We start from the raw sequence: 14,034 nt of genomic DNA, 5'->3' as shown, positions 1-14,034 counted from the left end.
CGGTTATATACCGTCACTTGCAAACTGCGAGTTCGCTGGCAGCGTCCTGCTACCGCAGAGTTCCGCTTTTGCCACCGTCCAGCAGCTCAAAACCAGCTGGGTATACAGATTCCAGGCGAGCGGCAATTCGCTGAGGAACTTGTCGCTGCACCGCCTGCACTGCCTGTTCAATCGCGACCGCAAAAGCTCGCTGATTGGCTGCACCATGACTTTTTATCACCGTGCCGCGCAATCCTAACAGACAGGCGCCGTTATACTGGTCGGGGTTGAGGTGACTGAATCGCCTCGTCAGGCTCTTTTGTAGCCAACGCTTTAATAACAGTAGCCACCACGACCGTTTTTTCCCTTCACCCTGAGATTTCAGCAGAGAAAGGAACATCCTGACAACACCTTCCATCGTCTTTAATGTGACATTTCCTGTAAAGCCGTCACAAACCAGCACATCTGTCTTGCCAGTTAACAACTCATTGGCTTCAAGATAGCCGATATAATTGATAGAAGGGATTGTTTTAAGCACCGCTGAGGCATCCCGAATACTGTCGAGACCCTTTACTTCTTCTTCACCAATATTGAGCAACGCCACGCGAGGATTGGGAATTTCCACCACCTCTTCAGCCAGGACTGAGCCCATAATGGCAAATTGCACCAACATTGTGCTGTCACAATCGACGTTGGCCCCTAAATCGAGGACCACCGTTTTGCCCTTTTGCTGATGCGGTAATACCGTCACCAGCGCCGGACGCTCAATCCCCTCCAGGGGCTTGAGTAATAATTTTGCCAGCCCCATCAGCGCCCCGGTATTACCGGCACTGACACAGGCTTGCGCTCGACCTTCTTTCACCAGCTCCAGGGCCACGCGCATTGAACTCCCACGACTGGCGCGGATAGCTTGCGAAGGCCGGGCATCACTGGCGATAACTGACTGCGCAGGAATAATCTGCAGACGCGAACGTTGTTCAAAGTCAGCTTTAGCAAGTAATGGCGTGATGGCGTCGGGATTGCCGACTAAAAGAAGAGTGAGTTGCGAATTAGAATTCAGTGCCTGCAATGCTGCAGGCACTGTCACGGAAGGGCCAAAATCCCCTCCCATGACATCTAACGCCAGGGTTAGACGTGTCAAGGTATCGTCGCCGCCCGGTTTGGTCTTTCCCCAGTTGCCTGGGGAAAATCCTCACTAAGCTTCATCACGCAGACGCGTGATTACTTAGCGATGACCTTGCGGCCGCGGTAGTAACCGTCGGCAGTGATGTGGTGACGCAGGTGTTTTTCACCAGAAGTTTTGTCTACAGACAGGCTGGTGACTGCGGTCAGCGCGTCATGGGAACGACGCATGCCACGTTTGGAACGGGTTGGTTTATTCTGTTGTACGGCCATGGACCTTACTCCTCAATTACGGTTTATCCCCGATCCAACGGGGAGCACCAATTACTTACGCTTTAAGCTGGCTAATACGGCAAATGGGTTTGGCTTTTGCGCTTCTTCAGGCAGTTCACCAAAGACCATGTCCGCTTCGGACACTTCACAGTGTTCAGAATCATGCACCGGAACTACCGGCAAGGCGAGGATGATTTCATCTTCAACCATTGCAAGCAGATCGATTTCACCGAATTCGTTAACCTCAATCGGTTCATACGCTTCCGGCAGTGCTTCAGCCTGTTCGTCTGAACGCACAGGACTAAAACAATACGTTGTGTAGACCTGATGAGTAAACGGCTTCCCGCAACGCTGACACTCGAGCGTTACCGTCACCTTCGCATCGCCGTTTAACACTGCGAGACGTTGGTTATCGATAGCGAACGACATGGAGCATTCCACATCACTGTCCACACTGACTACGGATTCGGCGACGCGCTCAACCTGATCAGGGGTATAGATACCCTGGTAATCAAGGCGTTTTTGAGCCGTACGAACCGGATCGAGAGTCAGGGGTAATTTTACCTTTTGCATAGGGCGCGCATATTAACTTTGTAACGTCATAGAGTCAAAGAAAAAGGCAGCATGTGGTTGCCTTTTGCCAATAATTCGCACACATTGCGGGTTACTGCTTTATTTTCGTTCAGTGCTGATAACGAACATCAACCTGCAAAACGAAGCGCATAGTTTAAAATGGCTATCATCAATACGCTATATCTGATGGAAAAAAATATGCCTAAACTTATTTTAGCCTCCACCTCGCCATGGCGTCGCGCTCTTCTGGAAAAACTGCAAATCTCTTTTGAATGTGCAGCACCAGAGGTCGACGAAACCCCACGCAGCGACGAATCACCGCGACAGTTGGTGCTTCGACTGGCACAAGAAAAAGCGCAATCTCTGGCGTCACGTTATCCGGATCATTTAATTATTGGTTCAGACCAGGTATGTGTTCTTGATGGCGAAATCACCGGTAAACCGTTAACGGAAGAAAATGCCCGTCTGCAATTACGTAAAGCCAGCGGCAATATCGTCACCTTCTATACTGGACTGGCGTTGTTTAATTCGGCGAATGGGCATCTGCAAACAGAAGTGGAGCCTTTTGACGTCCATTTCCGTCACCTGAGCGAGGCGGAGATTGATAATTACGTGCGTAAGGAGCATCCCCTGCACTGCGCGGGTAGCTTTAAGAGTGAAGGATTTGGCATTACGCTGTTTGAGCGTTTAGAGGGGCGTGATCCTAACACGCTGGTTGGTTTACCGCTAATCGCGCTGTGTCAGATGTTACGTCGTGAAGGGAAAAACCCGCTGATGGGATAGTTGTTTGCGCCGGATGCGTTTACGTCGCATCCGGCAATCGGTGCTGGCAGCCTGATGCGGCGTAAACGCCTTATCAGGCCAACCGCCCATTATCATGCTTATATGCTCGTATTAGCGCGCGTTACGCAGTTTTTGCAAACAACGCTTCAAACCATCATCCATCGGCGCTTCGATACGCATCACCTCACCGGTCCCCGGATGGGTAAACTTCAACGCTGCGGCGTGCAGGAACAGACGATTTAATCCCGTGCCGGCTTCAGTGAGCTGTCTGTCAAATTCACGGTCACCGTAGCGATCGTCAAAGGCAATCGGATGACCCGCATACTGTGTATGAACACGGATCTGATGAGTACGCCCTGTTACCGGGCTACAACGCACCAGGGTGGCAAAAGCATAGCGTTCTTCCACTTTAAAGCGTGTTTCCGACGGTTTGCCTTCCTGACTCACACGCACGATACGTTCGCCGCTTTGCAGAATATTTTTCAGCAACGGCGCTTGAACGCTCTTCACATGCGACTGCCACTGACCGCGCACCAGCGCCAGGTAATCTTTTTGCATCCCTTTTTCACGTAATTGCTCATGCAGAGAACGCAACGCCGAGCGTTTTTTCGCTACCAGCAACACACCTGAAGTGTCCCGGTCGAGACGATGAACCAGTTCAAGGAACCGCGCTTCCGGGCGCAACGCCCGCAAACCTTCGATAACACCGAAGCTTAAACCACTGCCGCCATGTACCGCCGTACCGGAAGGTTTATTCAGCACCAGGATATGGTCATCTTCATATAAGATGACGTCCGCCAGCGCTGCCACCTTTTGCAGATGTGGCGAAACCGCCTCTTCTTCCCGCTCAGCAACGCGAACCGGTGGGATACGTACTTCATCACCCGCTTCGAGTTTATATTCAGGCTTAATACGTTTTTTGTTCACCCGCACTTCGCCTTTACGCAAAATACGGTAAATCATACTTTTTGGTACGCCTTTCAATTGGGTACGCAAAAAGTTATCGATACGTTGCCCCGCTTCGTCAGCGGTGATAGCAACAATTTTTACGGATGGAGTCTCTGTTTTCATGGTGGGCGATTCTAATTAGCCAACAGGATTCGCGCCACTCATTTTTCTATGCTTATATTTAGTTTTGCACCTTATTACTTCACTACGTGATCACTTTATTGATGGTTATTAAACCAATCACCAGCAAGAAGTGAAAAAACTGTGAGTAAGCGGGTGATAAATGGTAAAAGTCATCTTGCTATAACAAGGCTTGCAGTGGAATAATGAGGCCGTTTCCGTGTCCATCCTTGTTAAAACAAGAAATTTTACGGAATAACCCATTTTGCCCGACCGATCATCCACGCAGCAATGGCGTAAGACGTATTGATCTTTCAGGCAGTTAGCGGGCTGCGGGTTGCAGTCCTTACCGGTAGATGGAAATATTTCTGGAGAGTAATACCCAGTCTGTTTCTTTGATAATTGCGCTGTTTTTCCGCATGAAAAACGGGCAACCGACACTCTGCGCCTCTTTGAGCTGACGATAACCGTGAGGTTGGCGACGCGACTAGACACGAGGCCATCGGTTCACACCCGGAAAGGCGTTACTTTGCCCGCAGCTTAGTCGTCAATGTAAGAATAATGAGTAAGTTACGATGAAAAGAATGTTAATCAACGCAACTCAGCAGGAAGAGTTGCGCGTTGCCCTTGTAGATGGGCAGCGTCTGTATGACCTGGATATCGAAAGTCCAGGGCACGAGCAGAAAAAGGCAAACATCTACAAAGGTAAAATCACCCGCATTGAACCGAGTCTGGAAGCTGCTTTTGTTGATTACGGCGCTGAACGTCACGGTTTCCTCCCACTAAAAGAAATTGCCCGCGAATATTTCCCTGCTAACTACAGTGCTCATGGTCGTCCCAACATTAAAGATGTGTTGCGTGAAGGTCAGGAAGTCATTGTTCAGATCGATAAAGAAGAGCGCGGCAACAAAGGCGCGGCATTAACCACCTTTATCAGTCTGGCGGGTAGCTATCTGGTTCTGATGCCGAACAACCCGCGCGCGGGTGGCATTTCTCGTCGTATCGAAGGCGACGACCGTACCGAATTAAAAGAAGCACTGGCAAGCCTTGAACTGCCGGAAGGCATGGGGCTTATCGTGCGCACCGCTGGCGTCGGCAAATCTGCTGAGGCGCTGCAATGGGATTTAAGCTTCCGTCTGAAACACTGGGAAGCCATCAAAAAAGCCGCTGAAAGCCGCCCGGCTCCGTTCCTGATTCATCAGGAGAGCAACGTAATCGTTCGCGCATTCCGCGATTACTTACGTCAGGACATCGGCGAAATCCTTATCGATAACCCGAAAGTGCTCGAACTGGCACGCCAGCATATCGCTGCATTAGGTCGCCCGGATTTCAGCAGCAAAATCAAACTGTACACCGGCGAGATCCCGCTGTTCAGCCACTACCAGATCGAGTCACAGATTGAGTCCGCCTTCCAGCGTGAAGTTCGTCTGCCATCCGGTGGTTCCATTGTTATCGACAGCACCGAAGCGTTAACCGCCATCGACATCAACTCCGCACGCGCGACCCGCGGCGGCGATATCGAAGAAACCGCGTTTAACACCAACCTCGAAGCTGCCGATGAGATTGCTCGTCAGCTGCGCCTGCGTGACCTCGGCGGCCTGATTGTTATCGACTTCATCGACATGACGCCAGTACGCCACCAGCGTGCGGTAGAAAACCGTCTGCGTGAAGCGGTGCGTCAGGACCGTGCGCGTATTCAAATCAGCCATATTTCTCGCTTTGGCCTGCTGGAAATGTCCCGTCAGCGCCTGAGCCCATCATTGGGTGAATCCAGCCATCACGTCTGCCCGCGCTGCTCCGGTACCGGTACCGTGCGTGACAACGAATCGCTGTCGCTCTCTATTCTGCGTCTGATCGAAGAAGAAGCGCTGAAAGAGAACACTCAGGAAGTTCACGCCATTGTTCCTGTGCCAATCGCGTCTTACCTGCTGAATGAAAAACGTTCTGCAGTGAATGCGATTGAAACTCGTCAGGACGGCGTGCGCTGTGTGATTGTGCCAAACGATCAGATGGAAACCCCGCACTACCATGTGCTGCGCGTGCGTAAAGGGGAAGAAACTCCAACCTTAAGCTACATGCTGCCGAAGCTGCATGAAGAAGCGATGGCGCTGCCGTCTGAAGAAGAGTTCGCTGAACGTAAGCGTCCTGAACAACCTGCGCTGGCAACCTTTGCCATGCCGGATGTGCCGCCAGCGCCAACCCCAGCTGAACCTACCGCGCCTGTTGTAGCCCCAGCACCTAAAGCTGCAACGGCAACACCAGCATCTCCTGCACAGCCAGGGTTGTTGAGCCGCTTCTTCGGCGCACTGAAAGCGCTGTTCAGCGGTGGTGAAGAAACCAAACCGGCCGAGCAACCAGCACCGAAAGCAGAAGCGAAACCGGAACGTCAACAGGATCGTCGCAAGCCTCGTCAGAACAACCGCCGTGACCGTAATGAGCGCCGCGACACCCGTAGTGAACGTACTGAAGGCAGCGATAATCGCGAAGAAAACCGTCGTAATCGTCGCCAGGCACAGCAGCAGACTGCCGAGACGCGTGAGAGCCGTCAGCAGGCTGAGGTAACGGAAAAAGCACGTACCACCGACGAGCAGCAAGCGCCGCGTCGTGAACGTAGCCGCCGCCGTAACGATGATAAACGTCAGGCGCAACAAGAAGCGAAGGCGCTGAATGTTGAAGAGCAATCTGTTCAGGAAACCGAACAGGAAGAGCGTGTACGTCCGGTTCAGCCGCGTCGTAAACAGCGTCAGCTCAATCAGAAAGTGCGTTACGAGCAAAGCGTAGCCGAAGAAGCGGTAGTCGCACCGGTGGTTGAAGAAACTGTCGCTGCCGAACCAATTGTTCAGGAAGCGCCAGCTCCACGCACAGAACTGGTGAAAGTCCCGCTGCCAGTCGTAGCGCAAGCTGCACCAGAACAGCAAGAAGAGAACAATGCCGATAACCGTGACAACGGTGGCATGCCGCGTCGTTCTCGCCGCTCGCCTCGTCACCTGCGCGTGAGTGGTCAGCGTCGTCGTCGCTATCGTGACGAGCGTTATCCAACCCAATCGCCAATGCCGTTGACCGTAGCGTGCGCATCTCCGGAACTGGCCTCTGGCAAAGTCTGGATCCGCTATCCAATTGTACGTCCGCAAGATGTACAGGTCGAAGAGCAGCGCGAACAGGAAGAAGTACAAGTGCAGCCGATGGTGACTGAGGTCCCTGTCGCCGCCGCTGTCGAACCTGTTGTTAGCGCACCGGTTGTTGAAGAAGTGGCTGAAGTTGTAGAAGCCCCCGTTCAGGTTGCCGAACCGCAACCGGAAGTGGTTGAAACGACCCATCCTGAAGTAATTGCCGCCGCGGTAACTGAACAGCCGCAGGTGATTACCGAGTCTGATGTTGCCGTAGCCCAGGAAGTTGCAGAACACGCAGAACCGGTGGTTGAACCGCAGGAAGAGACGGCAGATATTGAAGAAGTTGCCGAAACTGCTGAGGTTGTGGTTGCTGAACCTGAAGTTGTTGCTCAACCTGCCGCGCCAGTCGTCGCCGAAGTCGCAGCAGAAGTTGAAACGGTAGCCGCGGTTAAACCTGAGGTCACCGTTGAGCATAACCACGCTACCGCGCCAATGACGCGCGCTCCGGCACCGGAATATGTTCCGGAGGCACCGCGTCACAGTGACTGGCAGCGCCCTACTTTTGCCTTCGAAGGTAAAGGTGCTGCAGGTGGTCATACGGCAACGCATCATGCCTCTGCCGCTCCTGCGCGTCCGCAACCTGTTGAGTAATAATTAGCTCAAGTAATCAAGCCCTGGTAACTGCCAGGGCTTTTTTATTTCAGGGTAGCATCTTTGTTGTAATGACATTAGCGTTACATGCGCTGTATAATTATCATCCATGCAAAGCCGAAGGATATATTTATGCCAGCAGCCAATAACATTCCAACCAGGCGCGAATCTTTAAATTTGCGCATAAAACCCGCAGAACGCGATCTTATTGACCGGGCCGCTAAAGCCCGAGGAAAAAATCGCACCGAATTTGTCCTTGAGGCCGCCAGAGCCGCAGCTGAAGAGGCGCTCATTGAGCAGAGAATTTTCAGGATCGATTCTGATGATTACCAGCTATTTTTGAATCGTCTGGATCAGCCCCCCGCGCCCAATGCTGCATTACGCAAAACCATGCAAACACCCGCGCCGTGGGAGCAAAAAAAATGATTCAGGCCCCCGAGCCACTCATGGCAAGGCATCAATTCACCTCTTTTTGCTCGGGAGTAGAAACGATGGATAACTGGCTAAAGCAGAGAGCCCTAAAAAATCAGCTTGCCGGCGCATCACGTACATTTGTTAGCTGTGATACGTATAGCAACGTTTTGGCATATTATTCGCTTGCTTCCAGCGCCGTTGAAACGTATGTCGCGACAGGACGATTTCGCCGAAATATGCCAGAACCGATCCCTGTTGTAGTACTTGGTCGTCTGGCAATAGATAAATCATTACAGGGTCAGGGCATCGGTCGTGCGATGGTCAGAGATGCCGGTCTACGAGTACTACAGGCGGCTGAAGTCATTGGTATTCGCGGAATGTTGGTCCATGCGTTATCAGACCAGGCCCGTGAGTTTTATCTGCGAGTGGGGTTTGAACCATCGCCTGTCGATTCTATGATACTGATGGCAACATTGGCTGATTTGCAGGAATGTCTTAAATAGTTCGTTATGTCTCATGCAAAAAAATGCCCGCCCCGGCGATCCCAGAGCAGGCAGAGAAAACATACCCAGTTTCATGATATGTTTTAAAGCGAGCTTATTTGTTGAGCTGGAACAGCGACAATCCCTGCATATCGGTAAATGCTTTATACGATGCCTGCAATGCCGTTTGCTGCATGATGTAAGATGAAATAGTTGCATTCCAGTCCACATCAACCAGATCGCTCATCTGCTGCGTTTGCCCTAAAGCGCGATCGCTACCTAATGAATCCAGCGACTCCAGTTCGTTCAGCTGCGTGCCTAATTCCGCGCGAACAGTCAGCACATTGTTCAGCGAGTTTTTCAGTCCGCGGTTGGTTTTATCCAGTGCCGCAGCGGCGGTTTCTTTATCCGCTTCGCTATCCGCGACCGGCGTTTTTAGGGCTGCGATGGCGCTATCCAGCATGGCAAAAAGATTGGTTTCAGAAGCGCTACCGTCTGGTTCCGCTACCGCGTTGCTGGTAATACTGTCGAAAATTTTGTCACCCGTGTGCCCTATCACCATCGAACGCGAAGCATCGACCTGTTGTTTAATACTTTCTGCTCCGCCTTCGTATTTGCCATCCGCCTCACTAAACGGCGCAGTTTCTGTTTTATAACCGGCAAAAATGTAGCGCCCGTTACCGTCAGTGGTGTTCGCCAGATTCAGCAACTGGTCACGAAGCCCCTGAATATCCGTAGCCAGCGAGGCACGGTCATCGTCACTCAAGGTGCCATTGCTGGCGTAGACAATTTTTTCCTGAGCATTCTGGATAGCGGTGGTGACCTGGCTAAGTACACTCTCTTCCAGTGACACTTTTTGAGTGGCGAAAGTACGCGCCAGCGTGTACTGGCTGTTTTGCGCCTGTGCCTGGGAGAGAACAACAGCTTGTGATGCAGCAATGGGATCATCTGAAGGGTTAACGACTCGCTTACCCGTCGACATCTGTTCGCCGTACTTCATCCATTCTGCCTGAGAATTGGTGATGCCGCGCATGTTTTGCTGGTACATCATCTGGGTACTGAAACGCATTTTATCTCCCCTTAGCGAATGTTAATCAGCGCATCAAAAATCGCGTTTGCCGTCTGCAGAACCTGCGCATTCGCGAGGTAATACTGCTGAAAACGTTGCAGATTTCCGTACTCCTCATCGAGATTGACACCGGAAATCGACTGCTGCTGATTGGAAAGCTGCGTCACCACATTACCTTGAGTGGTGCTACTGGTTTTCAACGTCGCGGTTTTATTACCGATATCACTCACTAACGAGGCATAAGCGTCGTTAAAGGATTTCGCACCGCCCACCGTTTTACTGTTGCTTTGCAGATCGAGCAGGGCCTGACCGTTGCGGTTGTCGCTATCACCCGCATCTTCTGCGCTCGCCATGGCGATTTTCGCTTCGTCGGTGATTAATACATCCATGTTGACGATGGCGTCACTTACCGGTTTCAGTGTGAAGCTGTCGTTAACGGCAGGCGTTCCTGTTAACGTCAACTCCAGACCATCAAATGCCACTTTACCGTTGGCATCCGGCGTCACCGTAAAAGTGGTATTACTGGCAAGGCGGGTGACCTGCCACTGATTATTATCGAACGAGATTTTGTAATCTGTCGCCAGTACCGCGGAGGCATCAGTTACCGTTGCACCGATCGCAACGTCACCTTTGTTTTTCGTGTTTTGCAGAACCGCGGGCTTACCGATAGCAAAGAAATCTTCACCGGCATCGCCGTTAGCATCAAATCCGGCTTTGTGTTGGGTGTTGAAAGCCTCGGCAAATGCCAGCGCCAGTTGTCCAAGCGTATTACGCGTCTGGTCAAGATCCTGAGAACGGAATGTCAGAATGCCGCCCAGCGACCCGGTATTCAGTAATTTTTCAGGGATCTCAATATTGCCTGCCGTCCCATCAACATAAGCGACAGTCGTACGAGAAGGGTCGGCGCTGGAAGGAACTGCCGCAAGTTGCCGCGCCGTACTTCCCTGAACCAGTGAGTAGCCATTGGCCATCGTGATGTTATAAGTGCCACCATCCTGAACGCTGACTTCTACGCCAACAATCTGGTTTAATTCGCTCACCAGTTGATCGCGTTGATCCAGCAGATTGTTAGGTGACGCCCCTGCCCCCACGCCTGTCAGGCGGGAGATTTGATCGTTCAGGCTGGCGATTTGTTTAGCGTAATTGTTGATCTGATCAACGCTGGCACCTATCGCGATATTGACCTGTTTGTCCTGGTCGCGCAGATATTGATCGGTGGTTTTAAACTGATTCACCAACCCTTCTGATTTCCCAATCAGCGCCTGGCGCGCTGCCGGGTCTTCCGCGTTACTCACCAGCGTTTGCAGGCTGGTGAAGAAATCCTGCATCTGTGTTGCCAGCGAAGAGGTACTGGTGGAGAGCATATTGTCGATTTTCGACATCTGCTCATAGCGGGCAGTCAGGCCGCTACTTTGCGTCTGCGCCGCACGTAACTGGTTGGTAATAAACGCATCATACTCACGCTGCACACCAGAAACGTAGACGCCATTGCCAACCCAGCCGCCAGCGCCCAACGTGCTATTGGCCTGCGTCATAATAGTGGTTTGGCGGGTATATCCGGCAACGTTATAGCTGGAGATATTATTACTTGCCGTATTTAACGCCGCCTGGGCCGCGTTCAGTCCGCTCATGGCGTTATTGATCAAGCTGGACATGGAGGTTCCTTATAAGCCTTCAATTACAGAGTATTATCGGCAGCGACCCGCCGGACTTGAGTTATTCAGAACAGATTATCAATGTTCATGCTGTAGGTTTTGCTCACCTTGTCGCTTATCGATTTCATCTGCTGAATCATGTTGGTGAGTTTGCGGGCATAGTGAGGATCGGTGGCATAGCCCGCGTCCTGTAGGGCCTGCGCCCCCTGCTCCGCACTCGCGGCGGTCGTCACGGCGGCGTAGCGCGGGTTACGCGTTAACAGCCCAACGTAATCCGACAATGCTTCCAGATACGAGCTGTAGACCCGAAACTTCGCTTTTACTTTCTTCGCTTCGCCATTTTCATATTCAGTCGTGGTGATTTCAGTGACTGGCCCTTTCCAGTTGTCAGAGGCTTTGACGCCAAACAGGTTATAGCTCGGCTCGCCGTTTTCACGGCGGATTTGCCGTTGTCCCCAGCCAGACTCCAGCGCCGCCTGAGCGAGGATCAAATGATGTGGCACACCGCTTTGCTGGCTTGCCAGTTGGGCGGGCAACGAGAGTTGCGCGAGGAATGCTTTACTGTCACCCGGCAGCGAATCATCGTAGTTACGTGGTACGGCCTTTTGCACCAGCTGCGAAAGCGTCTGATTTTGATAACGCACCACGGTTTCGAGCGGGAATTTCATCGGTGCTGCTGGCGTGGACTCCTCTGGCAATGGTTGTTCTGGCGTCATCTGTTTAACCATCATCTCTGCCAGCCCCAGACCTTTGCCCGCCGTCATCTGTTGGGCAATCTGCTGGTCATACATACTGGTATACAGGCGAGTGTGCTCGCTGCTGAACAGGCCATCTTTTGGTAAAGCGTCGCGCATGCTTTTCAACATCATCTGCACGAACATCCCTTCCACCTGGCGGGCCACCGGACGGATATTTGCCGCCGGATCTTCGCCCGCTTTCGCCTTAAGTTCGTTGAGCGATTGTGCATCCCAGGCCGCACTTGCCAGTAGTTTGCTGTCGCTGATCATCAGATGATTTCCAGTTTTGCCCGCAGACATCCCGCACTTTGCATTGATTGCAGTATGGACATCAGATCCATCGGCGTAGCGCCCAGCGCATTGAGCGCACGCACCACGTTATTGAGGCTGGCGCTGGAACGTACGCTTTGCAGCGAACCGCCGCTCTGGCGTAAATCGATCTGCATTTGTGGAGTAACCACAGTCTGCCCACCACCAAACGGTGTATCTGGCTGGCTGACATTGGCCTGGCGATTAACTGTTACTGAGAGATTCCCCTGCGCTACCGCGCAGCTGTCGAGGGTCACTTCGCGATTCATCACCACCGAACCAGTGCGCGAGTTAATCACTACTTTAGCGTCCTGCGGGGTAACATTAACCTGCATATTCTGGATATCGGCAAGGAAACGGACCTGGGAACTGTTGCCACTCGGTACGCGCACCTGAATAGTCCGCGCATCTAACGCGGTGGCGCTGCCATATCCACGCACACGGTTGATGGTGTCAGCGATTTGCTGCGCCATACTGAAATCTTCGTCGTTAAGTTGCAAATTAAGGGTATTCCCGACGCCAAACTGGCTGGGCAATTCACGTTCAATAACCGCACCATTGGTGATCCGTCCACCGTTCAGTTGGTTCACCTGAACACTGCTACCGCCAGCGGAGGCCCCTGCGCCGCCAACCAGAATATTGCCCTGCGCCAGCGCATACACCTGACTGTCAACGCCCTTAAGCGGTGTCATCAATAACGTACCGCCACGCAGACTTTTGGCATTTCCCATGGAAGAAACTACCACGTCAATGGTTTGCCCCTGACGTCCAAACGGTGGAAGTGACGCTGTCACCATAACCGCAGCGACGTTTTTTAGCTGCATATTAGTGCCCGTCGGAACGGTAATTCCCAGCTGTGAGAGCATGTTATTAAGCGTTTGTGTGGTAAACGGCGTCTGAGTTGTCTGGTCACCTGTACCATCAAGCCCCACCACCAGGCCATAGCCAATCAGTGAGTTTTGCCTTACCCCCTGAACACTGGTGAGATCGCGAATACGCTCAGCCTGAGCCGCCGTGGTAACCAGTAAAAGAATTAATGCAGAGAGAAATTTAATCACCACAGCCTCACTTACATTGGTGACAGGTTGAGGAAGAAACGCTGCAACCAGCCCATATTTTGCGCTTCGTTAATGTAGCCATTGCCTACGTATTCAATACGTGCATCCGCCACCTGAGTAGACGGTACGGTATTGCTGCCGCTGATAGTGCGTGGATTAACTACACCAGAGAAGCGAATAAATTCGGTACCCTGATTAATGGCGATCTGTTTTTCACCCACCACATGCAGATTGCCGTTGACCAGTACCTGGTCAACCGTCACCGTCAACGTGCCGCTAAAGGTATTACTGGCATTGGCCCCGCCTTTTCCGTTGAACGTGTTACCACCGGAGGCTTCGACATCGGCACGAGCGTTACCAAACAGCCCCTGCAAATAGCGCGGCACAGTATCAAAGCCAAAATTAGTTTTACCGTCACGGCTGGCATTCGCAGAGGAGCTTTTGCTGGCGCTGACGTTCTCCTGCAACACGATGGTCAGCGTATCGCCAATATTGCGTGGTCGACGATCTTCAAACAGCGGTTGATAGCCATAGTTAATCGGCTGAGCAGACTGGAAAATAGAACCGTTGGCGACGGGCGTCGGACCGGGAACCGGTTGTGCACTGGTCGCCCCCTGTACCAGCGGCGTGGAGGGTATCCAGGCGCAGCCGGTTAGTGAAAGCACCAACAAGCTGGAAATGGCATAAGTATGCGCAGCGTTTTTTTGCATGGCTATCATCTTCAAAAATCAGTAAACCGGTGAATCTGCCA

At 52.2% G+C, this 14,034-nt stretch carries 13 protein-coding genes; 4 read left to right on the top strand and 9 right to left on the bottom strand.

Translation table 11 applies throughout. The features are described 5' to 3' along the window. Window positions 1-49: 49 nt before the first annotated feature. From plsX to yceD, 3 genes are all read right to left on the bottom strand, one after another. Window positions 50-1,120 (bottom strand): phosphate acyltransferase PlsX, encoded by a 1,071-nt coding sequence (plsX, locus tag G434_RS00490; protein WP_000197578.1) that lies wholly within the window; start codon window positions 1,118-1,120, stop codon window positions 50-52. 80 nt (window positions 1,121-1,200) lie between these two features. Continuing rightward, a complete protein-coding gene (rpmF, locus tag G434_RS00495; RefSeq protein WP_000290727.1) occupies window positions 1,201-1,374 on the bottom strand; it encodes a 50S ribosomal protein L32 in 174 nt (57 codons plus the stop codon). A gap of 51 nt (window positions 1,375-1,425) precedes the next feature. After that, window positions 1,426-1,947, bottom strand: coding sequence for a 23S rRNA accumulation protein YceD (gene yceD / locus G434_RS00500; RefSeq protein WP_001174481.1), 522 nt, complete (start codon window positions 1,945-1,947; stop codon window positions 1,426-1,428). A 198-nt stretch (window positions 1,948-2,145) separates the two neighbouring features. On the opposite strand from yceD, the gene yceF reads away from it, so the two are divergent. After that, window positions 2,146-2,730 (top strand): 7-methyl-GTP pyrophosphatase, encoded by a 585-nt coding sequence (gene yceF / locus G434_RS00505; RefSeq protein WP_001125202.1) that lies wholly within the window; start codon window positions 2,146-2,148, stop codon window positions 2,728-2,730. A 111-nt stretch (window positions 2,731-2,841) separates the two neighbouring features. Here yceF and rluC read toward each other — a convergent pair whose 3' ends face one another. After that, window positions 2,842-3,801, bottom strand: coding sequence for a 23S rRNA pseudouridine(955/2504/2580) synthase RluC (gene rluC, locus G434_RS00510; protein ID WP_000846342.1), 960 nt, complete (start codon window positions 3,799-3,801; stop codon window positions 2,842-2,844). Between the two features lie 572 nt (window positions 3,802-4,373). Here rluC and rne point away from each other — a divergent pair. The 3 genes from rne (at window position 4,374) to G434_RS00525 (ending at window position 8,476) form a co-directional block, all read left to right on the top strand. Further along, window positions 4,374-7,559, top strand: a complete 3,186-nt coding sequence (rne, locus tag G434_RS00515) for a ribonuclease E (RefSeq protein WP_000827427.1) — start codon at window positions 4,374-4,376, stop codon at window positions 7,557-7,559. A 132-nt stretch (window positions 7,560-7,691) separates the two neighbouring features. Continuing rightward, window positions 7,692-7,985: a type II toxin-antitoxin system TacA family antitoxin gene (locus G434_RS00520; protein ID WP_001110447.1), complete on the top strand. Its 294-nt coding sequence runs from the start codon at window positions 7,692-7,694 to the stop codon at window positions 7,983-7,985. Then, entirely contained in the window at window positions 7,982-8,476 is a 495-nt protein-coding gene (locus tag G434_RS00525) for a GNAT family N-acetyltransferase (RefSeq protein ID WP_000613626.1), read from the top strand. Before G434_RS00520 ends, G434_RS00525 begins: the two co-directional genes overlap by 4 nt. A gap of 94 nt (window positions 8,477-8,570) precedes the next feature. Here G434_RS00525 and flgL read toward each other — a convergent pair whose 3' ends face one another. The 5 genes from flgL to flgH form a co-directional block, all read right to left on the bottom strand. Then, window positions 8,571-9,524: a flagellar hook-associated protein FlgL gene (gene flgL / locus G434_RS00530; RefSeq protein WP_001212768.1), complete on the bottom strand. Its 954-nt coding sequence runs from the start codon at window positions 9,522-9,524 to the stop codon at window positions 8,571-8,573. A gap of 11 nt (window positions 9,525-9,535) precedes the next feature. Continuing rightward, window positions 9,536-11,179 carry a flagellar hook-associated protein FlgK gene (gene flgK, locus G434_RS00535; protein ID WP_000096524.1) on the bottom strand — a complete coding sequence of 548 codons (1,644 nt, stop codon included), beginning with the start codon at window positions 11,177-11,179 and terminating at the stop codon, window positions 9,536-9,538. Window positions 11,180-11,244: 65 nt separating this feature from the next. Continuing rightward, window positions 11,245-12,186: a flagellar assembly peptidoglycan hydrolase FlgJ gene (gene flgJ / locus G434_RS00540; protein WP_001309406.1), complete on the bottom strand. Its 942-nt coding sequence runs from the start codon at window positions 12,184-12,186 to the stop codon at window positions 11,245-11,247. Beyond that, a complete protein-coding gene (gene flgI / locus G434_RS00545; protein WP_000589320.1) occupies window positions 12,186-13,283 on the bottom strand; it encodes a flagellar basal body P-ring protein FlgI in 1,098 nt (365 codons plus the stop codon). Before flgI ends, flgJ begins: the two co-directional genes overlap by 1 nt. An 11-nt stretch (window positions 13,284-13,294) precedes the next feature. Then, window positions 13,295-13,993: a flagellar basal body L-ring protein FlgH gene (gene flgH, locus G434_RS00550; protein WP_001295442.1), complete on the bottom strand. Its 699-nt coding sequence runs from the start codon at window positions 13,991-13,993 to the stop codon at window positions 13,295-13,297. Between the last annotated feature and the right edge of the window lie 41 nt (window positions 13,994-14,034).

The sequence above is a fragment of the Escherichia sp. KTE172 genome (genome assembly GCF_000408845.1).
Classification (GTDB): Bacteria; Pseudomonadota; Gammaproteobacteria; order Enterobacterales; family Enterobacteriaceae; genus Escherichia; species Escherichia coli.
The sequence above is the reverse complement of the archived record's forward strand: the minus strand, read 5'-3'. Positions and strand labels throughout refer to the sequence as shown.